This window comes from Ruegeria sp. CDSB117 (genome assembly GCF_059611005.1).
Genome location: NZ_JBXWOS010000019.1, coordinates 72,497 through 98,544, shown reverse-complemented (window position 1 = coordinate 98,544; position 26,048 = coordinate 72,497). Strand labels below are relative to the sequence as shown.

Sequence of the window (26,048 nt, the reverse complement as noted above, 5' to 3'; positions counted from 1 at the left end):
CAGCCAGAATAGATTGCTCATGATACACCTCTGAAACTCAGTGGCTTGAAGCATGCAACAGAGACAGCAGCAACAAATTTAATGGGTCCAGAACCTAAGTATAACAGTCACTCGAAACTGAACTGCGTTATCGCATGTCTGCAGGCTGAACAGGCTGGCGCGGACGAGGCCCTCATGCTGGATCCACTTGGGTTTGTGAACACCACAAATGCCTGCAACTTCTTCATTGTTCGCCGCGATGAGGTTTGGACCTCCACTGGCGACTACTGCATGAACGGGGTCACTCGCCAAAAGGTCATAGACCTGTGCAGGGCCAACGGCATCCCGGTGTTCGAGAAGAATTACTCGCTTTATGAAGCGTATGGAGCCGACGAGGCCTTTTTGACTTGCACTTTCGGTGCGCAAACACCTGTCGCTTCAATTGACGGGAAAACGATCGGAGAACATGAAGGTGCTGGCCCGATGGCACGTCGCCTACGCGAGCTCTACAAGGATCTCGTGCAACGAAGCACCCTGAAGGTTGCGAGTTGAGTTCATGGTACAGATCGCGGCTTGCGCCTGAACCAACTGGCAGGCGACCGAACGAGGCTCTTTGACGTTCAAAATCAAAAATCGCCGCAGCCATATGGATCGCAAGACAAACCTTGCACGGCCTGGTCTGAACTGGGCCGAAGCCAGCAGCGTTGATGGCGAGCAATTCAAGCTTGAAGCGTTCTGCCGGCTCGCAATCTCACCGGACCCGAAGAACACACCGTTTTTTCAGTTTATCGAAAACCCATTGCTGAATTTGGCGCAATCCAGCGTCACCCTGATCGGCCTGCGGACGAGGATTGTTTTCCAAGGAAGGTCTGTCCAATTTTTCTTGGCAGGCAGCGCATGGAGTAGAGTTTTCGCCGGCCAGATGAATGATTCTTGGGTTCAGACGCGTGCCAAAATGTGCATTTTCGGTTATTTGGCATTTTTTGTCATAAAAATGAATGAAAATTCAATTAGTTATCTCCGCCTACGGGAAACCCCCAATTTCTGAATGCAGGTCGATTCGTTAGGGTTAATCATCCAAAGATTTACTGCGGACAATACCACTTTTCCCCGATGAGGGGCTGGCTACTTACCCCCTCGGCCGGCCCCTCAACCGCCTTCTGAAATCCCCCTGCCAGCAAATTTCTCCCCTATCCCTGCAATGCCTCCAGGACGAGTGCGGGTAGTTTGTGCGCGTCATCATAGCTGAACCTGTGTGGGATCTCTTCCAACGGAGTTTTTCGGTAGCCTTCCGAAAACAAAAGAAAGGGCACGTTTGCACGACGCGCAGTTTCGGCATCCACTTCGCTGTCTCCGACATAGAGCCGGGGTCCGGCGCTGGCGACCGCGTTGAAACTTGCCTCAAGGTGCCCGGGGTCCGGTTTGCGAACAGGCAATGTATCGCCGCCAAACACTGTATCGAAGTGATGTGCCAGATCCAGTGCGTCCAGTATATGACGTGCGGGTGCCTCAGGTTTGTTTGTGCATACGCCCAGAACGCAGCCCATTTCGCGCAGTTGCGTCAGAGCTTGCGGGACGCCTGGGTAAGGGATCGTTTTGTCGCTGGAGGCGGCAGAGTAATGGGCTAGTGTGAGTTTGGTCAATTCGCTATGCTGCTCGATCGGCAGGTCGTGATGGCGGATCATGCGTTCGACCAGTTTTGGCAGACCGTTGCCCACGAATTGCTTGATCGTGCTTTCCGGCAACGGGGCGACGCCGATATCCAGCAATGTCCGGTTGGCGGCCGCTGCAATGTCCGGAAGGCTGTCTACCAGCGTTCCATCCAGGTCGAACATGATTGTTGCGGTCATCGGTTTCCCCGTCGGTTAATGCGCGTGAGCCAGACCTAACCTGCATGAAATCCTTGCGCAATCACCCCACATCCGCGGTTTCCATCGAATAGAGTTGACATACCTGACTAAATTAATCAGATTAACGGAAAGACCCCCTCAGCCAACCCAGTTCGGGTCAGCCATATTGTTGAAAGCGCGAACAAATTAAGGCCCTTCGCCTGAGAACCTACTGGAGTTGTCCTGATGAATGTGCAGACCCCGAATCCCAGCCAGTCCTATGCGGTGTCCATGCTTCCGGCACATAAGGCCGAAGATCTGACCAAGGGTGGCAACCTGGCCCATATCGAACTGGGCGATCAACTATATACCTTGCGTATCACGCGCGCCGGCAAGTTGATCCTGACAAAATGAGCACGAATTCCTCGCGCGGTGGCGCTGCGGTTGGGCGTCTGTCCGACCTCAGCCCAATCGAAGCCGGTGCTGTGATGTATCTGCGATTGTGGAGCGAAAGCCCCGAGGCCCGTTCGGATGCTGCAAGCGATTTCGAGATCGCGCTTGGTCTGGATCAGGGGCGGGCTGCAATGATGACGCTGGATCGTTTGTGCGGGCTGTGTGCCCACCACGGCCGCCGTCCGTTGGTACGGCACGGACTTGGCTGTTCTTGCCTTGGCGCAGACGAAAACTGTTTTGCCCAGATGATTGCTGCAGCCTCGGAAGGGGCGCGTGAAGACGCGATGATGATGGCAACGCTGATCGTTAGACCAGACTTTGCCCCGGCACTGGCGTCACTGTCCGAAGAGATGGGTATGGTGCTGCGTCGGATGACCGCGTCAGTGCCCTTGCCGACAACCGGGCACAAAACCCCCTCGGCCGTGCTGCATTAAGCGGCAGGCGGCTTCAAAACCCCGACTCTGGCGAGCCGGGGTTTTGTTGTTTTAGCAGCACCCGCAGCCCGCGTGATGATGATCATGATCGCAAGTCGGGGCAGGGGCAAAGTCACCAACCTCGGACAGAACCTCGCACAGGGCCCAGAGGATCATGTCGACATCCTCCGCCTCGATGGTCAAAGGCGGGCGGATTTTCAGGATGTTGTCCTTGGGTCCTTCGCTGCCGATCAGGATCCGGTGATCGCGCACCCGGTTCTTGACGTAACTGCAGATCTCGGTGCCCTCGGATCCGTCCGGATTGATCAGCTCCACACCAAGAAACAAGCCCATGCCGCGCACGTCACCGACACAGGCGAAATCAGCCTCGATCTGACGGAGCCCATCCATCAGCTGCCCACCCATGACACGGGCGTTATCTTGCAGGCCTTCGTCATCGACGATGTCCAGCACCTCTTTGCCAATTCGGCAGGACAGGGTGGAGCCGCCAAAGGTTGAAAAGAACTCGATCCCGTTGTTGAAACTGTCGGCGATGGCTTTGGTCGTGACCAGTACGCCCAGCGGATGGCCGTTGCCGATGGGTTTGCCCATGACAACGATATCCGGCAGCGCGCCCTGGTGTTCAAAGCCGAAATAGTAGTCGCCAAGGCGACCAAGGCCCGTCTGCACCTCGTCAGCAATGCAAACACCTCCAGCTGCACGGATTTTGTCGTAGACGGCTGGCAGGTACCCCTTGGGTGGAATGATCTGGCCGCCGACCGAGGGGAAGGTCTCGGCGATGAAGCCAGCCAACCCCTGTCCTTTGGCCTGCAACGCGGCAATAGCCGGATCAACCAGATCGGCAAACTTCTGTGCCCGATCAGGATCATCACGTTTGAACGAGCCACGATAGTCGTCTGCGACTTCCACCAACTCGACCCAATCGGCCTGACCAATCCCGCCCGGTTTGTTGAACTTGTAGGCAGAGATCGCCACCGCCGCGTTGGTATTACCGTGATAGCCATGATCCGGCGTCACGATCCCCTTGGCGCCGGTATGCGCGCGCGCCAGACGCAAGGCCAGCTCGTTGGCTTCGGTGCCCGAGTTGACGAAAAAGCAGACCTCAAAATGATCCGGTAGCTTGGACAGAATCTTGTCGGCAAACGCGGTCTGTGCGGGGTGCAGGTAGCGTGTGTTCGAATTCATCCGCTTAAGTTGATCCGCCGCGACAGCTTGTATGCGCGGGTGCGCGTGGCCCACGTGGGGGACGTTGTTGTAAGCGTCCAGATAGGGGCGGCCCCATTCGTCGAACAGATGGTGTTTCCACCCACGTACCAGCATGACCGGATCGTCATAGGTCAGGCTCAGGTTCCCGCCGAAATGGTCGTACCGCCCTTGCAGGATCGCTTGCTTGTCGGTCGGGCGATAGAACACCTTGTCGTCCGGCAGGTTCAGCAGGGCCGCAGGGTTTGGACAGACGGCGTGCCACAACTCCATTTCGTCAGGATCGCCGACACCGGGCCAGTCGTTCTGCATGCCGTCCGTTGTCAGGGCCAGTTGAAAGTGCACATGCGGAGCCCAGCCGCCGTTCTGCGTAGCATCCCCCAATCGCGCAAAAGCCGCGCCCTGCGCCACCGGATCGCCCGGTTTCAGTCGGTCACAGACCTCGGGGTCCAGATGACCGTAGAGCGTATAGAACGGATCGCCTTCGGGTGTCTCATGATGCAGGATCACGACGCCGCCATAGTCCAGATGCGCGTCCCGGTTTTCGACCGCTTCGACCCGGCCGCTCATGGGGGCATGCAGCACGGTTCCGGCTGGGGCGAATACGTCCACGGCCAAATGCACCGTTCGCCTGTCAGAGGCCTTCCACGGCCCTTTGCGGAACGCCGGCTCGGCATAGATCAGGCGCGGTTCGTTGTAGTAACCCAGCCAAAGGCCTTCTCCGAACTCTTCACCCACGCGCGCGGCTTCGTCTAGCGGCATGAGGAACGGGTTCTGTGGCCATGTTGAATTCTCGACCGACAGCGATCCCATCGGAACATCGCTCAGGTCCTGTTCGAACATCTGGGCGAATTGACCGCGATGTTCGGACAGATAGGCGTGGATACGTTCGGCCCCGTCGGTCACCGGCAACCCGCAAGCGGCGCGCAGCCGGGCGGGCATCAAGCCGCCATTCACCGTATCGTTCTCTAGGAAGCGCCATGCAGGGGCCTGACTGATGGTCACATAAGGATCGTTCGGATTGTCCGCCGCCATCAGGGTCGAGTTTACCACGGACACGGCCAGCCGCATCCGCAGCAGCGGCCAGATCAGATCGACCTCGTCAGCTCGCAGACGATTGGCGGCGTGATAGCCGCGGACCAACGCCGTCAATGCCCGCTCGGGTTTTGGGTGGTCCAGGACGATATACGCCCCGGCTATCGCCAGATCACAGATACGCGGTGCGGCGCACATGTCGCCCAGGTCGATCAAGCCAGAGACGGTTTGCCGCTGACCCAGTTCACCGTCGACCAATATATTGTAGTCGTTGGCATCATTGTGGATCGCTTGCTTCGGCAGGCCCGCCAGAGAGCCCGAGATCGCATCGAATTCAACGCAAATCTCTGACAACATTACCTGCCGCGCAGGGTCGGCAATGGCATCCAACTTGTCCGAAATCCAGCCCGCCTGTGTCAGGTCCCATTTGAAATCCGCGCGGTGTAGCCCGTCGTGAGTAAACCGTTCCAGTGCCCGGTCGGTTGCGCCTAGAACGCGGCCCAGTTTCAGGATCAGTTCCTCGAATTTCGGCGCAGCCTTGGCATAGCATTGGCCGGGCAGGCATTCGAGCAACCAAACCAGTCGCGGCTGCCCATCCTGATCAGAGATTTCCGGAAGTAGCGCGCCGCTGATATCAGGGTGCACATCGGGGAAGGGCAAGCCCGGAGCCTCGACAGCGATGTGTTTCAGCGCCTTGATCTGCAGATCAATGAACTCTGCCTCGCAATCCGCACGCATGACTTTCAGCACATAGTCCTGACCATTGGTGGCCTTGACCAGAAAGTTGAGGTCATATTCGCCGTCCAACCGGGTCAGTTTGGCCTCAAGCCCCCAATGGGTGCGCAGGGCGCGGGCCCAGAACTCCGTCGGCTCAACCATAGCTGCAGTCCCTTAGTCCAGCGCGCGCAGGCGTTTGACCAGCGCAGATGTATCCCAGCGTCCGCCGCCCAGTTTCTGAACGTCCTTGTAAAACTGATCGACCAGAGCGGTCACAGGCAGTGAAGCCCCCGTTTCATTGGCCGTATCCAGACAGATGCCAAGATCCTTACGCATCCAGTCCACGGCAAACCCATGGTCGAAATGGTCATCCAGCATCGTCTCGTACCGGTTCGCCATCTGCCAACTGCCTGCCGCACCCTGACTGATAACTTCAACGACCGCGCGGCCATCAAGGCCCGCCTTCTCGGCAAAGTGCAGCGCTTCGCTGAGGCCCTGCACCAGTCCGGCAATGGCGATCTGGTTGCACATCTTGGTCATCTGACCTGCACCGCTGTCGCCGATGCGACGGCAAATCTTGGAATAGACCTGCATGATCGGTTCCGCCGCGTCATACGCCGCCTGATCTCCACCGCACATAATCGACAGAACCGCATTTTCTGCCCCTGCCTGACCGCCCGAGATCGGAGCGTCCACAAAAGCAATACCTTGCGTTTGTCCAGCTTGGTACAGCTCGCGCGTCACCATGGCGGAAACAGTGGTGTGATCGACAAAGATCGCGCCGTCGGACATGCCGCCGAATGCGCCGTCTTCACCTGTACAGACCATCCGCAGGTCGTCGTCATTACCAACGCAGGCCATGACAAAATCCGCACCCTGCGCGGCCTCGCGCGGTGTGGCCGCCATTGCGCCACCATGTTGGGCGACCCAGGCCTCTGCCTTGGCGGCGGTGCGATTATACACGGTGACTTCATGCCCGTCGGCCTGCAAGTGACCGGCCATGGGATAGCCCATGACACCTAGACCCAGAAACGCGACTTTTGCCATTTGGAGATCCTCTCTGCTGTCCGGTGTCCGTCTTTTTCGGCGGGCCGGATTGTTCAGCAGAGACAAAGCAAAGCTGAGTCCAAAGGGCAACCCCGCGTCACGATTTGCCGCCCAAATCCTGCAGGATCGGGCAATCGGGCCGATCGTCGCCTGCGCAAGCGTCGATCAGATGGCTGAGAGTGTCCCGCATGGCCTCTAGATCCGCGATCTTTGCTTCGATCTGGACCATGTGCGCGCGCGCGACTTTTTTGACATCGGCACTGGCACGGGTTTCATCCTCATAAAGCGCCATCAATGTGCGGCAATCCTCGATCGTGAAACCCAAGGCGCGGGCGCGGCCCAAAAAAGTCAGTTTGTGCACGTCCTGACTGCGAAATCTGCGGTATCCGTTGTCATCGCGTAGCGGTTTCACCAAACCGATATCTTCATAGTACCGAATTGTTTTTGCGGGCAGACCTGTCTGGTTTGAAACATCGCCGATATTCATGAGGTCACCGTTTGTGTTGAATGGTCTTGCGGGGCGTCAGGCAGGCTGGCGCGGACGCGTCGCAGGCGCAGCGCATTCGAGACGACAAAGACGCTGGACAATGCCATGGCCCCTGCGGCAAGGGCCGGGGACAGAAGGTGGCCGCCAAACGGGTAAAGAACTCCCGCAGCAACCGGGATAAGCAGGATGTTGTAACCAAACGCCCAGCCTAGGTTCTGCTTGATGTTGCGCATGGTTCTGCGGCTGATCTCGACCGCGTTTGCGACACCGCGCAGATCACCCGACATCAGCACCACATCCGCAGTTTCAATCGCTACATCGGTGCCGGTTCCGATGGCGATTCCGATATCCGCCGAAGCCAACGCCGGGGCATCGTTGATGCCATCCCCGACAAAGGCCAGTGCGCCGAACGTGTCGCGCAGAGTATTGATCGAGGCAAGCTTACCATCGGGCAGTACTTCGGCCGTGACATAATCTATGCCCAGCTTATCCGCCAGCGCCTGCGCCGTCCGGGTGTTGTCGCCTGTCACCATCGCCAAGGTTAGCCCCATTTCGTGCAACCGCCCAAGCGCCTGCACAGTACCGGGCTTGATCGGGTCCGCAACCGCAAGCATCGCAGCGGCCTGCCCGTCGATTGCTACAAACAAAGGGGTTGCGCCTTCTTCGGCGCGCTGGTTGGCCTCGGCCATCAGGTCCCTGACTGTTATGTCGTTCTGTTCCATCAATCTGGCGGAACCGATCAGCAACTTATGCCCCTCGACCACAGCCCGAACACCCAGCCCTGTGAGCGAACCAAATTCGGATACCTTAGGCAAATCAGATGGTCCGGCACGAGTGATGGCAGTGGCAACGGGATGCTCTGACCGTGCCTCGACGGCGGCGGCCAAACGCAGAACACCGTCGCGGTCAAAGCCGTTTGCAGTCGTAACACTCTCCAGTTCCGGCCGGCCCAGCGTCAGTGTCCCGGTCTTGTCCAGCGCGACCACCTTGGCCTGCTGCAACTGCTGCAACGCATCGCCTTTGCGGAACAGCACACCCAATTCTGCCGCGCGGCCGGTGCCGACCATGATCGAGGTTGGTGTCGCAAGGCCCATGGCGCAGGGGCAGGCGATAATCAGAACTGAGACACCGGCGACCAGCGCCAATGGCAAAGCTGGTTCTGGGCCAACGAACAACCAAACGGCAATCGTCAGCAGCGCAACAGCCATCACAACGGGCACAAATCGCGCAGTAATCCGGTCGACCAGCCCTTGGATCGGCAGCTTCGCCCCCTGCGCCTGTTCGACCATGTGGATCACCTGCGCCAACACCGTATCGGCACCAACGCGCGTTGCGCGTACTCGCAACGCTCCGGTGCCATTCACCGTACCGCCAACGACCTGATCCGATGGCGACTTGCCCACCGGCACAGGTTCGCCCGTGATCATGCTTTCATCCACATAAGAGGTGCCGTCCAGAACCTCGGCATCCACAGGAACCCGTTCGCCCGGGCGGATCTGCAGGGTATCGCCTACTGTTATGTCGGCGATGGGGCGATCAATGAAATTTCCGTCCTGTTCGACCCGTGCCGTTTTGGGCTGCAACCCGACCAGCTTGCGGATCGCGGCCCCGGTCCGACCTTTGGCCCGCGCTTCCATGACCCGGCCCAGCAGTATGAGAACCACGATGACAGAGGCGGCCTCGAAATACACATTGGCGCTACCCTGCGGCAGGATCTGCGGGGCGAAGGTTGCGGTGACGGAAAACAAATAGGCGGCCCCCGTTCCTAAAGCGACCAGCGCGTTCATATCGGGCGATCCGCGCATCAGTGACGGAATACCCTTGGCGTAGAACACGCGCCCGGGGCCAATCAGAATGGCCGAGGTCAGTGCGAACTGGATGAGGTGGCTGGATTGCGTGCTGATTGTGGCCTGGACCCAATGGTGGAAGGCCGGGATCATATGCCCGCCCATTTCCAGAATGAATACTGGCAGAGCCAATACCGCTGCGAAGATCGTCGTGCGGGTCAGCGCATGCGCTTCGTCGGATTTCGTGTGGTCTGTTTGGTCAGCCGTCATGCTGTCCGCTACGCGCGCAGGGTATCCAGCTGCCTCAGACAAACTGGCTAGCTTTTGCGGGTCGGTGGCGCCATCGATAAACGTGACCACGGCGGTTTCGGTCGCAAGGTTAACTTGTGCGTCGACGACCGCAGAATCAGCAGTCAGCGCTTTTTCGATCTTTGCCACGCACGAGGCGCAGGTCATCCCGCCAATTTTCAGGGTCGTCTGCTTGCTGGCCGCCGGATACCCGGCGTTGCTCAGGGCGTCAGTCAGTGCGTTGATCGGCCCGGTATGTGTGACCTGCGCCGTTTCGGTCGCGAAGTTGACCGAGGCATCGGTTACTTCTGGCACCGATTGCAATGCGGCTTCTACACGCGCCACGCAGGACGCGCAGGACATGCCCGAGATTTTGAGTTGTGTTGTTTGCGGCGTAGCCATGCGACTCGTCCCGATGTCTGATCTGCCCTCCAAATGGGGGTTCCAGTCACGGGAAGGTCAAGGGGTTTCGCGGATTTTCTTTCTGCAACGCGCGCGTCGGCGTCACCTGTTCGCAAACATTCCTAGCAAGAGAGAGTTGTAGGTATCCGGCGGCGGCGATCTGACGGCCTCGGGGGAGGCAAAGAACGCAAGCGACATTGCGGCCGTGGTCAGCGCAATGCCTACAAGAATAAAACCGGCCATATTCAATGAAGATCGCGACATGGGCAAAGTCCTGGTTCGAGAGGTTCGTCCGGCGCTGCTGGGTCAGGGCCGTTTTGCCAGCTCTTGCTTCAACCTGTCGTTTTCGGCCTGAAGTTGCGCCAATTGCTGCCCTAGCGAGTTCAGATGTGGACGAAGCTCCGCCTCGGTAAAGCGGGGCGTGATGTGGCGCGGGCAGTTCCAGTCCAGCGCTTCGACCTGGATGATGACGGCGCGTTCAGCTGGGGCATCGGCACCGTCAGGATATAGGCTGGTCGTGGCATCTTCGCCCTCGGTGAACGCGACCCGGCCAAGGATTTTCAGGCGCCGCCGATTGGCGTAATCCATCAAGATCATTGCAACCCGGTCATTTCCATCCAGATTGCCGCGCGAGATATACTGTTTGTTGCCCGAAAAGTCGGCATAACCGATTGTCTGCGGTCCCAAAACTTTGAGAAACCCGGTCGGTCCGCCACGGTATTGCACATATGGCCAACCCGTTTCGGACACAGTGGATTGATAGAACCCATCCCGCGCTTCGATAAAGGCCTTTTCAGGCTCGCCGATTTCGTGTCCTTGCTGCGGGCCACTTTCGATGAATTTGGCATAGGTCTTGGCAGACCCCATCCGTTCCTGATGGGCGCGGACGGCAGGGGTGAAGGTCAGTTCGGAAAAGGCGCGAGGCATGAGATGTCCTTTCAAAGTCCCAGATCGGACAGGCCGGGGTGATCGTCGGGGCGGGGGCCTTGCGGCCAGAAAAACAGACGTTCGGTTTCCGCAATCGGCAGGTCGTTCAGCGATGCGTGACGTTCGGCCATTCGACCATCTTCGGCAAATCGCCAGTTTTCGTTGCCATAAGACCGGAACCACTGACTGCTGTCGTCACGCCATTCATATGCGTAGCGTACCGCAATGCGGTCACCGGAAAAGGCCCACAGCTCTTTTATCAACCGATAGTCCAGTTCCTTGTGCCACTTGCGTGTCAGAAAGGCATGGATGTCTGCATGGCCGCTTAGGAATTCTGCCCGGTTTCTCCACTGGCTGTCTTCGGTATAGGCCGGGGTCACGACATCCGCATCCCGGCTGTTCCAGGCGTTTTCCGCCAATCCCACTTTTTGCGTTGCGGTTTCCAGGGTGAACGGGGGCAGAGGAGGACGGGTCATTTGTAGGTCTTTCAGGTCAGAGAAGCTGCCAATAAGGCGATGGTCAAAAGAAGGGGGATGTACTGGTGCGAGAGTGGTCTGGTGCGGGGTCTCATATGTTCGTTCCTGAGTTTACTGATCGGTACACTGTGTCTTGAATGTGTACAGATCGGTAACCTTTTTCAAGTGTTGAGTTGGATTTATTTGAGTTCACATTTTCGTCTCCTAAGGAGAGTAAGTGAAAACAGCAGGTTAGGTTGTGTCTGTTGCAGCCATCGCTGCAGTGCATTATGTACCGATCAGTACACACAGGAGCTGACAGATGCGCCCGAACAAACGTGACGAGCTGGTCCGCAAAGCATTGCAGGTCTTTTATCGTGACGGATTTCACGCCACCGGCATGGACAAGTTAGTGGTAGAGACGGGCGTGTCGAAAACGTCGATGTACAAACATTTCCGTACCAAGGAAGAGCTGATCCTGGCGGCGCTGCGGCTGCGAAACGATAATTTTCGCGAATGGTTCATGTCACGGATTGATGCACTTGCCGATACGCCTGCCGAACGGTTGATCGCCAGTTTCGATGCGCTGGGCGAATGGTTCCAGGAGGACAGCTTTCGCGGATGCATGTTCATCAAAGCGGGCGCAGAGTATCAGGAACAAGATCACCCAATCCATGTGCAAGCAGCCGAACACAAGCATCTGATGCTCGAGTTTCTAACCGATTTGGCCCGCAAGGCAGGCGCACGTAATCCCGATGCATTGGGATGCCAGCTGCTGCTCTTGCAAGAGGGCGCAATCGTAACGGCCGTCCTGGTAAAAAGCTGCGATCCAGCGCGAGATGCAAAGGCAGCGGCACAGGTTCTGCTGGATAATGCCCTGGCTTGACCGGGTTTAAACCTGTGAACGTAAGGTCTTGTGCGAAAAAGACGTTGCGTAGCAATCCGGTGGATGGGTTGGTTTGCGCGATGCCCAACGCTACCCTTATCGAAATTCGATTTGGGAGAAACCTACATGTCGCTATTCAAGCCAACCGCCAACTGGGTCACTGACGAACATCAGATGTTTGCCGAAATGGCAAACCGGTTCATGGACGACGAACTTGTGCCCAATATCGAACGCTGGAACCAAAACGGCATGGTCGATCGCGAGTTCTGGAACAAGGCAGGGGACATGGGGCTGATGGCCGGTGCTATTGCCGAGGAATATGGTGGCGTAGGCGGCGGGATCGGATTTGACGCGGTCACGTTGTACGGCCAATCCGCACGCGGCGATGCAGGCTGGGGATTTGGGATTCAGTCTATCGTTATCCATTACCTGAACGCATACGGCAGCGAGGATCAAAAGCACAAATGGCTGCCCCGTCTGGCATCCGGTGAGATGGTCGGCGCTTTGGCCATGACCGAGCCCGGAACAGGCTCGGACGTTCAGTCCGTTCGCACCACGGCGGACAAAGACGGAAATTCCTATCGCCTGAACGGGTCCAAGATCTTTATCACCAACGGCCAATCCGCCGATTTGATCCTGGTGGCCGCAAAGACGGACAAGACGCAGGGATCCAAGGGCGTATCGCTGATCGCTGTAGAAACAGACGGCGCAGAAGGGTTTCGTCGCGGCCGTAACCTCAAGAAATTGGGGATGAAGGCCAACGATACGGCCGAGCTGTTTTTTGAAGACGTCAAGGTTCCCATGACCAACCTGATCGGACCCGAGGAAGGTCAGGGCTTCTATCAGATGATGAAGCAATTGCCGTGGGAACGCCTGACCATCGGTATCATGGCGCTGGGCGCGATCGACTTCGCAATTGCCGAGACAGTGCGTTATACGCAGGAACGCAAGGCATTTGGCCAGCGCGTTATGGACTTTCAGAACACGCGTTTCAAACTGGCCGAGTGCAAAACCAAGGCCGAGGTTCTGCGCAGTTTCGTCAATGACTGCATTGCGCAGCTTGAGGCTGGTACATTGGATGCGGCGACGGCTTCTATGGTGAAATACTGGGGTTCAGAAGTGCAGAACGAGATCATGCACGAATGCCTTCAGTTGTTCGGTGGGTACGGGTTCATGATGGAATACCCGATTGCCCGGCTTTATGCGGATGCGCGGGTGCAGATGATCTACGGCGGCACCAACGAGATCATGAAGGAACTGATCGCCCGTTCGCTGGACAAGTAACGCACCCAAAGGGCTCCCGCCTGTCGTCAACGTTTCTGGAAAACGTCTCCTCCCGTTGGGCCAGCAGGTGCGGGCGCAGCCCGCACCTGCTGGCCCCTCTGCCGTCCGCAGGACGCAAAGCCGGAGGCTGCGCAGTGTTTGGCTGTGCAGTTTTGGATCAGAATGGGCCAACCTGACCTTGCAGCCATATTCGAAACGACCGTAGCGGTTCGGATTCCGGTCGAGACTGTGGCCAGACCAGAAAGAATTGCCCAAGGCTGATATGGGGCCCGTTCCATGCTGGAACCAACCTTTCGGTATTCAGCTCGTTTTCGATCAGATAGCTGGGCAATAGCGCCGCTCCCAACCCGTGGATCGTGGCCTGTACCATGGTCGAGAACTGATCGAACAGCATTCCCCGCATCCCCGATGTGTCACGCCCTTGTGCCGCAAACCATCGCTCCCAAGCGTCCGGTCGGGTCTCTAGATGCAGCAATGGCGCTGTCATCAGCCAGATCATGTCCTGCTCCTGATCGGGCAACAGGTCCGGCGCGCAGACCGGAACCACATCTTCACGCATAATCGGCAGGTAGTTGACGCCCGGCCAGTTCTTTTGGCCGAAGTGGATGGCGGCATCAAAATGTTCGGTCTCGAAATCAAACGGCTTGAGGCATGTGCTCAGGTTCACGGTCACTTCGGGGTGGCGACGGGCAAAATCCTGCAGGCGCGGCGCCAGCCAGTGCATTCCAAAGGCGGGCAGGATGGACAGGTTCAGCGACCCGCCTGTTGGGTTGGCCTTCAGTTTCAGTGACGCCTGCGCAATCTGGTTCAGCGCTTTGCGCGCCACCTGAACATAATCTTTTGCGGCGGGGGTCAGGTGCAATCGCATTTGATTGCGCTGGATAAGCGCGACACCCAGTTGTTCCTCCATGGACTTCAGCTGTCGGCTGATCGCGCTTTGGGTTAGCGACAGCTCCTCGGCTGCAGCCGAGGCACTGCCGAGGCGATCAACCGCCTCCAATGCCAGAAGAGAGGGGATCGAGGGAAGAAACCGACGGGGCGCAATCATATGACTAATCCTCATACCTTTCACACGGAATATCACTGGCAATTGCAGCGCGCCAGCCCGATACAGAGGTGTGGATTCCAGCGTGGATGTGGACCAATGAACCTGACGACCAGTATTAAAGAGTTTCAGCCCGCCGACCGGTTGAATGGCATTGAGCTGTCAGAGATCGTTCGTATCTCAGAGCAGGCCGCGCGTCTTCGCGCGCAGGGTGCCGACGTGATTGCGCTCAGCACAGGTGAGCCTGATTTCCCAACGCCGCCGCATGTTGTTGAGGCGGCCCACCGCGCAGCTATTGACGGGCAGACGCGATACCCCGCAACGGCAGGAACGCCCGCCTTGCGATCAGCGATTGCGACTGAGGCTGGCGCGCGCCCCGAAAATGTAATCGTTTCGACGGGTGCCAAGCAGGTTTTGTCCTCCGCAATGATGGCAACTCTGAACCCTGGTGATGAAGTGATTATGGCTGCTCCATTCTGGACAAGCTATGCGGATATGGTCAGTTTGGCTGGCGGTGTCCCCGTAGTCGTCCGCTGTCCGGCGACGCAGAAATTCAAACTGACGCCGGATCAGTTGGAGGCCGCGATCACCCCGCGCACGCGTTGGCTGCTGCTGAATTCCCCGTCCAATCCAACTGGCGCGGTCTATTCCAAGGCGGAATTGCAGGCACTGGGCGCGGTATTGCAAAACTATCCTCAGGTCTGGGTGATTTCTGACGAGATTTATCAACACCTATCTTTTGTGCCTTTCACGCCCTTTGTGCAGGCTGTTCCCGAGTTGGCGGATCGAACGTTGATTGTAAACGGCGTGTCCAAGGCCTATTCCATGACCGGCTGGCGTATCGGGTGGGGTATCGGCCCTGCTGAGTTGATCAAGGCGATGGTGGCTGTGCAGGGGCAAATCACGTCGGGGGCGTGTTCGATTGCCCAAGCTGCAGCATTGGAGGCCATCAACGGGCCGCAAGGCTTGCTGGCAGAACGCCGTCGGGCAATGCGAGCGCGCCGCGATCTGGTTGTCGAAGGGCTAAACGCCGCTGGTCTGGAATGTGCCGTGCCGGATGGCGCGTTTTACGTCTTTCCCAAAACTCATGCGAAATTGGCCACAGACCATGAATTCTGTCGCTTTCTGCTGGATGAGGCGGGTGTGGCGCTGGTGCCGGGGCGTGCGTTTGGGATGCCGGGGCATTTGCGGCTTTCTTTTGCCTATGCCACCGAAAGCCTGCAAGAAGGTATGCGCCGTATCGCGGCCGCCACCGCCAAATTGTAACTAAGTAAGACCGGAAAACACCCAATGGACCGCGCCCAGATCGTTCACGAGAATTTCCTGACCCAGGTCGCAAAGCGCGACTTCCCCGAAGGCGCAAGCCCGAGGCCGGGGCTAAGCAGAACCGATGCGGTGTCGCTGTTCCGGTCACAGGTCCTTAGCCGTGCGTTGGACCGGACCAGCCGGGCGATGCAGAAGGCGGGGCAGGGGTTTTACACTATCGGATCATCCGGCCACGAAGGGATGGCCGCCGTGGCGCATGCACTACGCCCGACCGATATCGCATTTCTTCACTACCGGGACGCGGCATTTCAGATCGCGCGGTCGGAACAGGTGCCCGGTCAGCAGATTGCATGGGACATGCTGCTGAGTTTTGCCTGTTCGAAAGAGGATCCGACTTCGGGCGGGCGGCATAAGGTGCTGGGATCTAAGGCGCTCACGATCCCGCCGCAGACCTCGACGATTGCCAGCCATCTGCCCAAGGCGGTGGGCGCTGCGTATTCGCTAGGTGCCGCGCGGAGACACGATCCTGAACACCGTGAATTGCCCTTGGACGGGATTGCGATGTGTTCCTTCGGGGATGCCTCGGCCAATCATTCTACAGCGCAGGGCGCGATCAACACCGCAGGCTGGACCAGCGTGCAGTCGACGCCTTTGCCGCTGTTGTTTGTGTGTGAGGATAACGGGATTGGAATCTCGGTCAAAACGCCAAAAGGCTGGATACAGGCGTCGATGGAACACCGCCCCGGAATCAAGTACTTTCAGGCCAACGGTCTGGATATTTATGAGACCTTCGCGGTGGCGCAAGACGCCGCCGAGTATGTCCGTACCCGCCGTAAACCGGCCTTCCTGCATCTGAAAACCGTGCGTCTTTACGGCCATGCGGGCGCAGATGTGCCGACCACGTACCTGCCGAAGTCCGAGGTTGAGGCGGATGAGGCCAACGATCCCCTGCTGCACTCGGTGCGCTTGCTGGAACAGGCCGGGGCGTTGGCGCCGGAACAGGCGTTGAAAATCTACGAAGACACCTGCGCCCGTACTGATCGCATCGCGGCGGAGGCCGCAACCCGCCCGCACCTGACCTCCGCCTCTGAGGTTATGGCCAGCCTGATCCCGCCAAAACGGGCTTGTAAGCCCACGAACGGTCCCAGCGCCGAAGCGCGCGCCAAGGCCTTTGGCGGCGACACGCGGGCAATGGATGATCCGCAACCTATGAGCCGCCTGATCAACTGGGCGCTGACCGATCTGATGCTGGAACACGGCGAGATCGTCTGCATGGGCGAAGATGTCGGCCGCAAGGGCGGCGTCTATGGCGTGACCCAGAAACTGCAGCAACGCTTTGGCCCGGACCGGGTGATCGACACGCTGTTGGATGAGCAGTCCATTCTGGGACTGGCCATCGGCATGGGGCATAACGGGTTCATTCCGATCCCCGAAATCCAGTTTCTGGCCTATCTGCACAATGCCGAGGACCAGATCAGGGGCGAAGCCGCGACCCTGCCCTTTTTCTCGAACGGGCAGTACACCAACCCGATGGTTCTACGCATCGCGGGGCTTGGGTATCAGAAAGGGTTCGGCGGCCATTTCCACAATGACAACTCGCTGGCTGTCCTGCGCGACATTCCGGGCGTGATCATTGCCTGCCCGTCGACAGGCGCAGATGCGGCTAAGATGCTGCGCGAATGCGTTCGTTTGGCGCGCGAAGAACAGCGGGTGGTGGTCTTTCTGGAACCGATTGCCCTCTATCCGATGCGCGATCTGCACGATGCACAGGACGCAGGCTGGATGACGACGTATCCGTCGCCTGACCAGAGTATCACGCTGGGTGAGGTGGGCGTGTATGGCGAGGGTAAAGATCTGGCCATCGTCACTTATGGAAACGGGCATTACTTGTCGAAACAGGCTCTGCCCGAGTTGGAGGCAGCAGGCGTGAAAACCCGTATCATCGACATGCGCTGGCTGGCACCTCTCCCGATTGAGGCTCTGTGTCAGGCCACAAAGGGTTGCAAACACGTCCTTATCGTCGACGAGTGTCGCCGGACCGGCAGCCAGTCCGAGGCGCTGATGACCTTTTTCACCGAAAACAGTCCCACGACCCCAACTGCACGCGTCGTGGCCGAAGATTGTTTTATCGCAACTGGCCCCGCCTATGCCGCTCCGCTGCCATCGAAGGACGGGATTATCACCGCTGCGCTTAAACTGACCGGAGGCCGTTCATGACCCGCACAGCAGTCGTCATCTGCCCTGGTCGGGGTACATACAACAAGCCCGAGCTTGGCTATCTGCATCGCCATCACGCGCAGCAGAATGCGATGTTTCGGGGCTTCGACGCGATACGTGCGGAAGCAGGGCAAGAGGCAGTTACTGCATTGGATGGCGCAGCGCGGTTCACAGTTTCCATGTATTCAAAAGGCGATATTGCCTCACCGCTCATCTACGCAGCTTCGCTGGCAGACGCGCAATCGCTGGCCGATGATATCGAAGTGGTCGCGGTCACCGGGAACTCGATGGGGTGGTATATTGCGCTGGCCGCTGCCGGGGCGTTGTCGCCTGACCACGGGTTCCGCGTCGTGAACACGATGGGAACACTGATGCAGGATCACCTGATCGGTGGCCAACTGGTTTATCCCTTTGCCGACGACGGTTGGGCGGACGACACTGTTCGCAAGGCAGAGCTGCTGGCGGATGTGAAACGCATCAATGTGGTGGACGGTCACGACCTTGCTTTGTCCATTGATCTGGGCGGAATGTTGGTTCTGGCAGGCAATGAGATGGGGCTGAAGGCTTTCGAGGCGTCACAACCCACCTTGCAGGACCGTTTCCCGATGCGCTTGCCAAACCATGCCGCGTTTCACACATCCTTGCAGGCACCGGTCGCTGCCGAAGGGCGTACGCTCTTGGGCGCGGATTTGTTCCGACAGCCTGAACGCCCCCTGATCGACGGTCGCGGAAAGGTTTGGTGGCCGGGTGCGACGGATACGCATGCGCTTTGGGATTATACCCTGGGCCACCAAGTGACCGAACCCTATGATTTCACCCGTGCGATCCAGTCCGCCGCGCATGAGTTCGCGCCCGATATGTTCATTGTTACCGGCCCCGGCGCGACCTTAGGTGGCGCAGTGGCGCAATCTCTTGTTCTGGCGAACTGGCGTGGCATGGGTAACAAGGCTGATTTTCAAGCGAAACAGGATGCGCAACCCTTCCTGATCGCGATGGGGCGCGAGGATCAAAGAGCGCTTGCAACCGGCTGACACTGCCCTGATGATCCGCGCAATTTCAAGGAGCGCGACGTGAGCGACCACAACCAGTCCCTTTGGCTGAACACATGCCGTGAACATGTCGAACCCGGTGTTTCGACCGGTGATATCACTGTTGATCTGGCGGTGATCGGGGGTGGTTACACCGGCTGTTCAGCGGCCCTGACTGCGGCCAAAGCTGGTGCTTCGGTCTGTCTGCTTGAAGCGCATGACATCGGTCACGGTGGCTCGGGCCGCAATGTCGGGCTGGCGAATGCGGGGCTGTGGTTGCCGCCCGTTGAGATTCGCGCGCATCTCGGCGACACGGTTGGGGATCGGCTGATTGACCTTTTGGCCGCTGCCCCATCGGAGGTGTTCAGCCTGATCGACCAGCATGGGATAGACTGCGAACCCGTGCGCAACGGAACTTTGCACTGTGCGCATTCGGCTGCGGGTCTTCGGGATCTGCAGGCGCGCCATGCGCAACTCAGAGCTGCTGGTGCACCGGTTGAGTTGCTGTCTGCAGAACTGACAGCGCAGCGAACGGGCAGCGCGGCCTTTGGCGGTGCTCTGTTCGACCCGCGCGCCGGGACCATCCAGCCATTGGCATATGTGCGTGGATTGGCCCGTGCCGGGATCGAGGCTGGCGCGTCAGTTTCCACGCAAGATCCGGTTCTGTCCATGCAGCAAATGGATGTAACCTGGGTGTTGAAGACTGCTCGGCGCACGGTGCGCGCCAAATGGGTCATTCAGGCGACCAATGCCTATCACCGTGATCTGACCGCATCGGCCCCCGCTTATGTGCCAGTCTATTATTTCCAATATGCCACGGCTCCTTTGTCCGATAATCTGCGCGCCAGTGTTTTGCCGGGGGGCGAGGGGTGCTGGGACACAGACCTGATCATGACCTCGTTCCGAGTGGATCAAGAGGGCCGGTTTATCATCGGTGCCATGGGTGACTTGGATCAGGCAGGCGGCGGGATTCACAAGAGCTGGATCAAGCGCAAACTGGCTCAGCTATATCCGCAACTGAATGATCAGCCGTTGGTCGAAGGGTGGCATGGCCGCATCGCCATGACGTCGGACCACATCCCGAAGATTACGCAGATCGGTCCCAACGCTCTGTCCGTTCATGGATTTTCGGGGCGTGGAATCGGGCCAGGCACTGTCTTTGGCCGCCTTGTTGCCCAAAGTCTGTTGCAGGACGATCCAAGCCTTTTGCCGGTGCCCGCAGTCCCAGAGTATCAGGAAAAGTGGATAGGGCTACGCCGCGCCTATTTTGAAACCGGCGCGGCGCTGACCCATTTTGTCAAAGCGCGGTTCTGACCTCAGACCGCGCGGGTGATGCCGCCATCAACCCGGATGTTTTGACCGGTGATATAGCCGCCGCCTTCTGACGCAAGCATTGCCACGACCGAGGCGATCTCGTCATAGCTGCGTCCATAGCGGCCCATCGGGATGCGCGCGCGGAATTCCTCTTTCTCTGGCAGGCTGTCGATGAACCCTGGCAAGACGTTGTTCATCCGGATGTTGTCAGCCGCGTAGTGATCCGAGAACAGCTTGGTGAAGGCCGCCAAACCCGCGCGAAAAACACCCGAGGTTGGGAAAACAGGGTCGGGTTCGAATGCGGCGAAGGTTGAAATGTTGATGATCGACCCGCCACCTTGTTTCTGCATGATTGGTGTCACCAGCCGGGTTGGTCTGACGGCGTTCAGGAAATAGACGTCCATACCGGTGTGCCAGTCTTCGTCCGACAGCTCCAGCACTGGCGCGCGCGGGCCATGACCGGCCGAGTTGACCAGCACGTCGATGCGCCCCCAATGGGACATCGCGGTGTCGACCAGTTTTTGCAGATCATCCGTCGACTGGTTTGACCCGGTCACGCCAACACCACCCAGTTCGTGCGCCAGTGCCTCACCCTTGCCAGAAGACGACAGGATGCCGACCTTAAATCCATCTGCGGCCAGACGTCGGGCTGAATCTGCGCCCATTCCGCTGCCGCCCGCTGTTATCAGCGCCACTTTGGTCATGTGATTTCTCCATTCATTGATGGCATGAAGATGCGCTTTGGCGATCTGATTGACCAATCAGTTCTGCTGGCCTTATGATGTAGAAAAACTACAGGGTGCTACGATGGCGGCTCTTCCCCCTCTGAACGCTTTGCGGGCCTTCGAAGCTTCGGCGCGGCATCTGAACTTTCGCTTGGCTGCCGAGGATCTGGGCGTCACCCAAGGTGCCGTCGCCCAGCAGGTACGCGGGCTTGAGGCACGATTGGCTGTGACGCTCTTTGACCGCTTGCCACGTGGCCTTGCGCTGACCGAGGCTGGGCGCAGGTTCCATGCGCCCTTGCGCCGGGCCTTCCGACTAATTGAAGAGGCCGTCGAGGATCTTTCTGGGGACAGACAAATTACTATCTCTGTCACGCCCAGCTTTGCCTCGAAATGGCTGGTTCCACGACTTCCGGACTTTACGCGGCACCACCCTGATATTGCCGTGCAGGTCGACGCGCGGGAACGGTTGGCGGATTTCCAGGGGGACGGTGTCGACATTGCTGTTCGGCAAGGGCGCGCGCCGTTTGGATCCGGGGTGGTCGCAGTGCCTCTGTTTTCCACAGCTTTCGTTCCGGTTTGCGGTCCTGAGATGGCGGCCAAAATTGCGCATCCTGCTGACCTGATAAAGCACACTCTGCTGAACGACACCCATGGGCTGTGGCCTTTGTTTCTGCAGCGGGCAGGGATCACCGGCAAGCCAAAGATGATGAGTTTCAGCCAGACCAGCCTTGCCATCGACGCAGCCGTGTCGGGCCAGGGTGTTGCGCTTGCTAACGAACCGCTTGTTTCTGCCCAGTTGGCCGCCGGTCAGTTGGTGCGCCCGATCCCGGACGAGCTGGTCGAGGACTTGGGCTTTTACATCGTAACACCCAAACAGCCACGCCAACCCGCGCTGGTCGCAGTGATGAAAGACTGGTTGCTGTCTCAATCCTGAAGCGTCGCTGCGATGGCTTCGATCCTGTCACGCAACCAGCGATGTGCCGGATCGTTGGAAGATCTTTGGTGCCAGACCATGTAGATCGAGACAGGGTCGCATGCGAAGGGCAAGGGCGCACAATCCAACGCACGTAGTGGCCCGTGTTTCATCAACGCGGTGTCGGTGGAAATCAGGTCGCCGCCTTTCACAAATGAGGTAATGGCATTGAAATGCGGCAGGGTAACCGTCGGTGGCCTGATCTGGTTTTGATCGACACCCCGCATAACAGCGCGCGAGCTGCGGCCATCCGCAAAGCGCACTTCGACATGCTCGGTTTCGCAATAGGTTTCCCAACTGTCCGGAGGAGATCGTCGTGTGCCATCATAGTAGATCATCAACGGACTGCTGAGGATGCGCTTTTGAAAGATGTCCGGTCCATCCGGCGGCAAAGGCGTCAGCATCAATTGACACCGATCGCTGCGCAGCAGCTCAGGGTCTGGAACACCTGATGGGATAAACCCCAACCCCAGCCGCACGCCTTCGGTCCGAACCTTTTGCAGCAATTGCGGGAAAATCAATTCCCTCGGCATGTCGTTTGTGGCGATGTGAAAGACCATCTCTTCGGACAGCGGGTCGAACGGGCGGTCCTCGGTCAGTGCGCGCATATTGTCCAGAACCTGCTGCACGGGGTCTTTCAGGGACAAGGCGCGCTCAGTAGGGGTTAGACCTTGCCCTGATCTGATAAATAACGGATCGCCCAGAACCACCCGAAGTTTGGACAGGGTGTGGCTGATGGCCGATTGCGTCACGCCAAGCCGATCTGCGGCCTTGGACACCGAGTTTTCTTCGAGAATGGTCAGAAAGACCCTCAGGACTTTGCCATCCAGATCCATGAAATCTGTTTTGCTCATACCGCTTATGATTATTCATGAATGGATTTACTGTCCACGCCGCATTAGGTGAGACCTAGAAATTAGGAGGCGCACGATGGGGATCCGCTTTTTCTCGGACAAGAACCGGCCGGTCCACATGGGGCCTTATCCGTTGGAGCGGTTGGCACGTCAGAGCGTTGTGCCGGACCTGTCCGCCGTGCCGCCGATGCCCGTACTCAGTTTTCACCGGCCGGATCAGCCTGAAAGCATCGTCAACGCCATGGGTGAGTTTCAGGCGATGATGGACGCTATTCGTGATGGGTTCGTGAATGCTGTGCCCTCTGAAATCCCGGCTGATCCGACCGCGTGCGCCCATCACTTGAAGGCTTTTGGCTATTTCAATGACGCGTCGATGATGGGGTGCGGGCCTTTGCCTGCCGAGGCGATGCTGCCCCAGCCGCGCCATAACCCCGACATAGATCGACTGGCCCATGCGCTGAAGACCCGGCAGACCAAGACGCTGGCGTCGGGTATTGATGTCATTATGGCCGACCTTAAGGAAAGTATGGAGGCGGCCCCCAAGCCGATGGACACCCACCGCCACGCCATCGTCTTTGTCTATGAACACAACCGTGATCCGAACCCGGATGAGCCCGGCTCTGAATGGATCATGGATGCGCAGGACCACCGTTCCTGTTTGCTGGCGACCGAAAATGCGGTGGTGATTGCCAATTACATCCGGTTGTTGGGGTTCGATGCGCGGGCGCATACCGCGATGTCCTCTGAGGTTGATCTTGGAAAACTGGCGGTGGCGGCTGGTTTGGCCTCGGTCGAGAATGGCGACGTCGTTGTGCCGTGGCTAGGTACGCGGTTTGGTCTGGCAGCTGTTACAACCGAGATGGGGATTGCGCATGATCGACCCCTGCAATCCATGGCGCAGCAACCGTGGTTTCGCACTCAGGGTCCGGCGTGGTGGCTGGGAACGGGGTTCGCCAAGAACGCGCTGAACCGGGATGCTTACGCCAAACGACGCTACGTGGACGGGGCGCATCCGTTCGAGAAGCTTAAGCGCGTCGAGGACCCGACGACCTACATCGACGAAGAAAACGTGGCCCGCGTTCCCAAACGCGCCGACATGTTTGCCCGCGCACAATTCGGGGATATGGGCAAACCGCTGCAGGATGCAGCCAGGGGGGGGCACTACGTGCGCAAGGCCGCCCCCAGTTTCGCGCAACGCCGTTCACTGGGCGCATTTGTGCTTTTGCAGGATGGCGACAGCGCGGATGGCCCGCGCCCGACCGATGCCGCCCGAAATGCCGCGAATATCAAGGCCGCGACCTATTTCATTGGAGGCGATGCCGTGGGCCTCAGCCGTTGTCCTGAATGGGCGTGGTACTCTCACGACGCGACCGGAGAAGAGATCAACCCGACCCACGATCAGGCCATCAGCATGATCATCGACCAGGGCTATGAAACGATGGAGGGGTCCAGCGGCGATGACTGGATCGCAGTTGCCCAGTCAATGCGCGCTTATCTGCGGTTTTCGCTACTGGGCGGTGTAATTGCGCAGCAGATCCGCAACCTCGGTTACAAAGCCAAGGCGCATACGGTCATGGATGGCGAAGTGCTTCAGCCGCCGCTTTTGCTGCTGTCTGGATTGGGCGAGGTCAGCCGGATTGGCGAGGTCATCCTGAACCCTTATCTCGGGCCCCGGCTCAAGTCCGGCGCGGTGACAACCGACATGCCGATGGAGCACGACAAACCGATTGATTTTGGCCTGCAGACTTTCTGTGAAAGCTGCAACAAATGCGCGCGCGAATGTCCGTCGGGGGCAATCACCGCGGGGCCGAAACTCATGTTCAACGGCTATGAGATCTGGAAATCCGACAGCCAGAAATGCGCGACCTATCGTGTGACCACACCCGGCGGAGCGATGTGCGGGCGCTGCATGAAGACGTGCCCGTGGAACCTTGAGGGCATCTTCAAGGAACGCCCATTCCGCTGGGCCGCGATGAACATCCCGAAAGCCGCGCCGGCATTGGCGAAACTGGACGATGCCGTGGGTAATGGCGGTTTGAACGACACCAAGAAATGGTGGTGGGATATTGAATTGCAGGCGGATGGAGCTTACCGCCCGACGAAACATCCGCTGAACCGGCGTGACCTGCAAACGGATCTGGACCTGCAGTTCGAAGATCAGACATTAGCCGTCTATCCTGCCTATCTGGCCCCCCATCCGTGGCCATATCCTTTTGCGATGGACCGCGAGGCCGGGATTGCGGCCTATCAGGCGATGGTGTCAGCCGAAGAATACAAAAACCGCAAGGCAGCAGGGGATACCTCGATCGTGCATCGGTACTCGATCGCGGGCGATGCGCCGGTGATGCGAGTTGCGCTGACCAAGGTCGGCAAGATGACGGCGGATGTGACCAAGTATGAATTCTCGGCCCTGAATGGCGCGCCGTTACCGGATTGGACCGCCGGGGCGCATCTGGATGTGCTGGTCGCGCCTGAGTTTCTGCGCCAGTACTCAATGTCGGGGAACCCGTCGGACAGGTCAGTCTATCAGATCGGCGTTCTGCGCGAGGATGAAGGTCGCGGCGGTTCGGCCCTGTTGCATCGAATCTTCAGCGAGGGGCGCAAGGTCTTCATCTCGAAACCGATCAACCATTTCGAACTGGATGAAACTGCAACAAAGACCTTCCTGATGGGTGGTGGGATCGGCATCACCCCGATGATTGCATTTGCTCATCGGTTGCATTCGCTAGGCAAGCCGTTCGCGTTACACTATTCCGCCAGCACCCGCGCTGGGGCTGGGTACCTGGACGATCTGGCGGCGATGCCCTGGGCCGACCACGTGCATTTTCATTTCTCAGATGAAGGAACACGCGCCGATCTGGATGCCGTCTTGTCGGGGTATCAGGAAGGGTGGCAGGTCTATACCTGCGGACCGGATCGCTACATGGACGGTGTCGTACAAGCGGCTGACAGGCAGGGATTTCCCGAAGAGGCGCGGCACCTGGAGTATTTCTCAGTTCCGGAACAGCCGGAGTATGAAAACCATCCCTTCACGTTGAAGCTGGCAAAATCGGGCAGGGAACTGACCGTCCCGGAAGGCAAAGATGCCGCTCAGGTATTGAACGAGGCGGGCATTCACGTGGATGTTAAATGCGCCGACGGTATATGTGGCGTCTGCAAATGCGGAGTGGTTTCCGGCGATATTGAGCACCGTGATTTCGTTCTGTCCAACAAACAGCGCGAGGGCGCGATCATCTTGTGTCAAAGCCGTGCGGCTGAACCTGACGGTGTGATCGAACTCGACCTCTGATCTGAGGTCTGAAAACGACTTCGATAAACACAAAAATTGGTCGTTCCAGCCATGGACGCCGTGGGGTAGCTGCACTAACGTCCCCTGCGAACCCCAGTGAATCCTGATCAACAGGTGCGAGGTA

General features: G+C 58.5%; 21 protein-coding genes and 1 pseudogene. 12 read left to right on the top strand and 10 right to left on the bottom strand.

Features of this window, described 5'->3' with window-relative positions; all coding sequences use genetic code 11:
- Positions 1-27: 27 nt before the first annotated feature.
- Positions 28-531: pseudogene (locus AC2FJC_RS18780) on the top strand (aminotransferase class IV); the annotation flags it as partial.
- A 61-nt stretch (positions 532-592) separates the two neighbouring features.
- The gene (locus tag AC2FJC_RS18775) at positions 593-1,027 is read left to right on the top strand and encodes a hypothetical protein (RefSeq protein WP_496740768.1); all 435 of its coding nucleotides are present in this window, start codon (positions 593-595) and stop codon (positions 1,025-1,027) included.
- 142 nt (positions 1,028-1,169) lie between these two features.
- Here AC2FJC_RS18775 and gph read toward each other — a convergent pair whose 3' ends face one another.
- Entirely contained in the window at positions 1,170-1,829 is a 660-nt protein-coding gene (gph, locus tag AC2FJC_RS18770; protein WP_496740766.1) for a phosphoglycolate phosphatase, read from the bottom strand.
- 225 nt (positions 1,830-2,054) lie between these two features.
- On the opposite strand from gph, the gene hemP reads away from it, so the two are divergent.
- The gene (gene hemP / locus AC2FJC_RS18765; RefSeq protein ID WP_081894606.1) at positions 2,055-2,222 is read left to right on the top strand and encodes a hemin uptake protein HemP; all 168 of its coding nucleotides are present in this window, start codon (positions 2,055-2,057) and stop codon (positions 2,220-2,222) included.
- Positions 2,219-2,695 carry a hypothetical protein gene (locus AC2FJC_RS18760; protein WP_109312371.1) on the top strand — a complete coding sequence of 159 codons (477 nt, stop codon included), beginning with the start codon at positions 2,219-2,221 and terminating at the stop codon, positions 2,693-2,695. The genes hemP and AC2FJC_RS18760 overlap by 4 nt, the downstream gene beginning before the upstream one ends.
- 51 nt (positions 2,696-2,746) lie before the next feature.
- Here AC2FJC_RS18760 and AC2FJC_RS18755 read toward each other — a convergent pair whose 3' ends face one another.
- From AC2FJC_RS18755 to AC2FJC_RS18730, 6 genes are all read right to left on the bottom strand, one after another.
- On the bottom strand, positions 2,747-5,812 hold the full coding sequence (locus tag AC2FJC_RS18755) for an aminotransferase class III-fold pyridoxal phosphate-dependent enzyme (protein ID WP_496740764.1): 3,066 nt from the start codon (positions 5,810-5,812) through the stop codon (positions 2,747-2,749).
- 12 nt (positions 5,813-5,824) lie between these two features.
- Positions 5,825-6,841: an NAD(P)-dependent oxidoreductase gene (locus AC2FJC_RS18750; RefSeq protein ID WP_496740772.1), complete on the bottom strand. Its 1,017-nt coding sequence runs from the start codon at positions 6,839-6,841 to the stop codon at positions 5,825-5,827.
- Positions 6,795-7,184 (bottom strand): Cu(I)-responsive transcriptional regulator, encoded by a 390-nt coding sequence (gene cueR, locus AC2FJC_RS18745; RefSeq protein ID WP_496725353.1) that lies wholly within the window; start codon positions 7,182-7,184, stop codon positions 6,795-6,797. Before cueR ends, AC2FJC_RS18750 begins: the two co-directional genes overlap by 47 nt.
- Positions 7,181-9,661 (bottom strand): heavy metal translocating P-type ATPase, encoded by a 2,481-nt coding sequence (locus AC2FJC_RS18740; RefSeq protein WP_496740762.1) that lies wholly within the window; start codon positions 9,659-9,661, stop codon positions 7,181-7,183. The genes cueR and AC2FJC_RS18740 overlap by 4 nt, the downstream gene beginning before the upstream one ends.
- 306 nt (positions 9,662-9,967) lie before the next feature.
- Positions 9,968-10,588: a pyridoxamine 5'-phosphate oxidase family protein gene (locus tag AC2FJC_RS18735; protein ID WP_496740760.1), complete on the bottom strand. Its 621-nt coding sequence runs from the start codon at positions 10,586-10,588 to the stop codon at positions 9,968-9,970.
- Between the two features lie 11 nt (positions 10,589-10,599).
- Positions 10,600-11,064 carry a nuclear transport factor 2 family protein gene (locus AC2FJC_RS18730; RefSeq protein ID WP_496740758.1) on the bottom strand — a complete coding sequence of 155 codons (465 nt, stop codon included), beginning with the start codon at positions 11,062-11,064 and terminating at the stop codon, positions 10,600-10,602.
- Positions 11,065-11,365: 301 nt separating this feature from the next.
- Here AC2FJC_RS18730 and AC2FJC_RS18725 point away from each other — a divergent pair, with 301 nt between their 5' ends.
- Positions 11,366-11,929: a TetR/AcrR family transcriptional regulator gene (locus tag AC2FJC_RS18725; RefSeq protein ID WP_496740756.1), complete on the top strand. Its 564-nt coding sequence runs from the start codon at positions 11,366-11,368 to the stop codon at positions 11,927-11,929.
- Between the two features lie 126 nt (positions 11,930-12,055).
- On the top strand, positions 12,056-13,213 hold the full coding sequence (locus tag AC2FJC_RS18720) for an acyl-CoA dehydrogenase family protein (RefSeq protein WP_496740754.1): 1,158 nt from the start codon (positions 12,056-12,058) through the stop codon (positions 13,211-13,213).
- Positions 13,214-13,370: 157 nt separating this feature from the next.
- On the opposite strand, the gene AC2FJC_RS18715 is transcribed toward AC2FJC_RS18720, so the two are convergent.
- Positions 13,371-14,261, bottom strand: coding sequence for a LysR substrate-binding domain-containing protein (locus AC2FJC_RS18715; protein WP_496740752.1), 891 nt, complete (start codon positions 14,259-14,261; stop codon positions 13,371-13,373).
- A 96-nt stretch (positions 14,262-14,357) separates the two neighbouring features.
- Here AC2FJC_RS18715 and AC2FJC_RS18710 point away from each other — a divergent pair, with 96 nt between their 5' ends.
- The 4 genes from AC2FJC_RS18710 to AC2FJC_RS18695 are packed head-to-tail and all read left to right on the top strand — an operon-like array spanning position 14,358 to position 20,083.
- Positions 14,358-15,524: a pyridoxal phosphate-dependent aminotransferase gene (locus AC2FJC_RS18710; RefSeq protein WP_496740750.1), complete on the top strand. Its 1,167-nt coding sequence runs from the start codon at positions 14,358-14,360 to the stop codon at positions 15,522-15,524.
- A 24-nt stretch (positions 15,525-15,548) separates the two neighbouring features.
- Entirely contained in the window at positions 15,549-17,741 is a 2,193-nt protein-coding gene (locus AC2FJC_RS18705; RefSeq protein ID WP_496740748.1) for a dehydrogenase E1 component subunit alpha/beta, read from the top strand.
- Positions 17,738-18,772, top strand: a complete 1,035-nt coding sequence (locus AC2FJC_RS18700; RefSeq protein ID WP_496740746.1) for an ACP S-malonyltransferase — start codon at positions 17,738-17,740, stop codon at positions 18,770-18,772. Before AC2FJC_RS18705 ends, AC2FJC_RS18700 begins: the two co-directional genes overlap by 4 nt.
- A 39-nt stretch (positions 18,773-18,811) precedes the next feature.
- A complete protein-coding gene (locus AC2FJC_RS18695; protein WP_496740744.1) occupies positions 18,812-20,083 on the top strand; it encodes an NAD(P)/FAD-dependent oxidoreductase in 1,272 nt (423 codons plus the stop codon).
- 2 nt (positions 20,084-20,085) lie between these two features.
- Here AC2FJC_RS18695 and AC2FJC_RS18690 read toward each other — a convergent pair whose 3' ends face one another.
- On the bottom strand, positions 20,086-20,787 hold the full coding sequence (locus AC2FJC_RS18690; RefSeq protein ID WP_496740742.1) for an SDR family oxidoreductase: 702 nt from the start codon (positions 20,785-20,787) through the stop codon (positions 20,086-20,088).
- Between the two features lie 103 nt (positions 20,788-20,890).
- Between AC2FJC_RS18690 and AC2FJC_RS18685 the strand changes: the two genes are divergently transcribed.
- Positions 20,891-21,742 carry a LysR substrate-binding domain-containing protein gene (locus tag AC2FJC_RS18685; protein ID WP_496740740.1) on the top strand — a complete coding sequence of 284 codons (852 nt, stop codon included), beginning with the start codon at positions 20,891-20,893 and terminating at the stop codon, positions 21,740-21,742.
- Here the strand turns inward: AC2FJC_RS18685 and AC2FJC_RS18680 are convergent.
- Positions 21,733-22,635, bottom strand: coding sequence for a LysR family transcriptional regulator (locus tag AC2FJC_RS18680; RefSeq protein WP_496740738.1), 903 nt, complete (start codon positions 22,633-22,635; stop codon positions 21,733-21,735). The genes AC2FJC_RS18685 and AC2FJC_RS18680 overlap by 10 nt on opposite strands.
- Positions 22,636-22,711: 76 nt before the next feature.
- Here AC2FJC_RS18680 and AC2FJC_RS18675 point away from each other — a divergent pair, with 76 nt between their 5' ends.
- The gene (locus tag AC2FJC_RS18675; protein WP_496740736.1) at positions 22,712-25,924 is read left to right on the top strand and encodes a reductive dehalogenase; all 3,213 of its coding nucleotides are present in this window, start codon (positions 22,712-22,714) and stop codon (positions 25,922-25,924) included.
- Positions 25,925-26,048 lie beyond the last annotated feature (124 nt).

Excerpts from the sequence above, each read along its gene's own strand:
- cueR (WP_496725353.1), bottom strand. The coding sequence starts at position 7,184 with ATGAATATCGGCGATGTTTCAAACCAGACAGGTCTGCCCGCAAAAACA.
- AC2FJC_RS18735 (WP_496740760.1), bottom strand. The coding sequence starts at position 10,588 with ATGCCTCGCGCCTTTTCCGAACTGACCTTCACCCCTGCCGTCCGCGCC.
- AC2FJC_RS18720 (WP_496740754.1), top strand. The coding sequence starts at position 12,056 with ATGTCGCTATTCAAGCCAACCGCCAACTGGGTCACTGACGAACATCAG.
- AC2FJC_RS18710 (WP_496740750.1), top strand. The coding sequence starts at position 14,358 with ATGAACCTGACGACCAGTATTAAAGAGTTTCAGCCCGCCGACCGGTTG.
- AC2FJC_RS18755 (WP_496740764.1), bottom strand. The coding sequence starts at position 5,812 with ATGGTTGAGCCGACGGAGTTCTGGGCCCGCGCCCTGCGCACCCATTGG.
- AC2FJC_RS18760 (WP_109312371.1), top strand. The coding sequence starts at position 2,219 with ATGAGCACGAATTCCTCGCGCGGTGGCGCTGCGGTTGGGCGTCTGTCC.
- AC2FJC_RS18730 (WP_496740758.1), bottom strand. The coding sequence starts at position 11,064 with ATGACCCGTCCTCCTCTGCCCCCGTTCACCCTGGAAACCGCAACGCAA.
- AC2FJC_RS18700 (WP_496740746.1), top strand. The coding sequence starts at position 17,738 with ATGACCCGCACAGCAGTCGTCATCTGCCCTGGTCGGGGTACATACAAC.
- AC2FJC_RS18685 (WP_496740740.1), top strand. The coding sequence starts at position 20,891 with ATGGCGGCTCTTCCCCCTCTGAACGCTTTGCGGGCCTTCGAAGCTTCG.
- AC2FJC_RS18705 (WP_496740748.1), top strand. The coding sequence starts at position 15,549 with ATGGACCGCGCCCAGATCGTTCACGAGAATTTCCTGACCCAGGTCGCA.
- AC2FJC_RS18725 (WP_496740756.1), top strand. The coding sequence starts at position 11,366 with ATGCGCCCGAACAAACGTGACGAGCTGGTCCGCAAAGCATTGCAGGTC.
- AC2FJC_RS18740 (WP_496740762.1), bottom strand. The coding sequence starts at position 9,661 with ATGGCTACGCCGCAAACAACACAACTCAAAATCTCGGGCATGTCCTGC.
- AC2FJC_RS18675 (WP_496740736.1), top strand. The coding sequence starts at position 22,712 with ATGGGGATCCGCTTTTTCTCGGACAAGAACCGGCCGGTCCACATGGGG.
- AC2FJC_RS18715 (WP_496740752.1), bottom strand. The coding sequence starts at position 14,261 with ATGATTGCGCCCCGTCGGTTTCTTCCCTCGATCCCCTCTCTTCTGGCA.
- AC2FJC_RS18690 (WP_496740742.1), bottom strand. The coding sequence starts at position 20,787 with ATGACCAAAGTGGCGCTGATAACAGCGGGCGGCAGCGGAATGGGCGCA.
- hemP (WP_081894606.1), top strand. The coding sequence starts at position 2,055 with ATGAATGTGCAGACCCCGAATCCCAGCCAGTCCTATGCGGTGTCCATG.
- gph (WP_496740766.1), bottom strand. The coding sequence starts at position 1,829 with ATGACCGCAACAATCATGTTCGACCTGGATGGAACGCTGGTAGACAGC.
- AC2FJC_RS18680 (WP_496740738.1), bottom strand. The coding sequence starts at position 22,635 with ATGAGCAAAACAGATTTCATGGATCTGGATGGCAAAGTCCTGAGGGTC.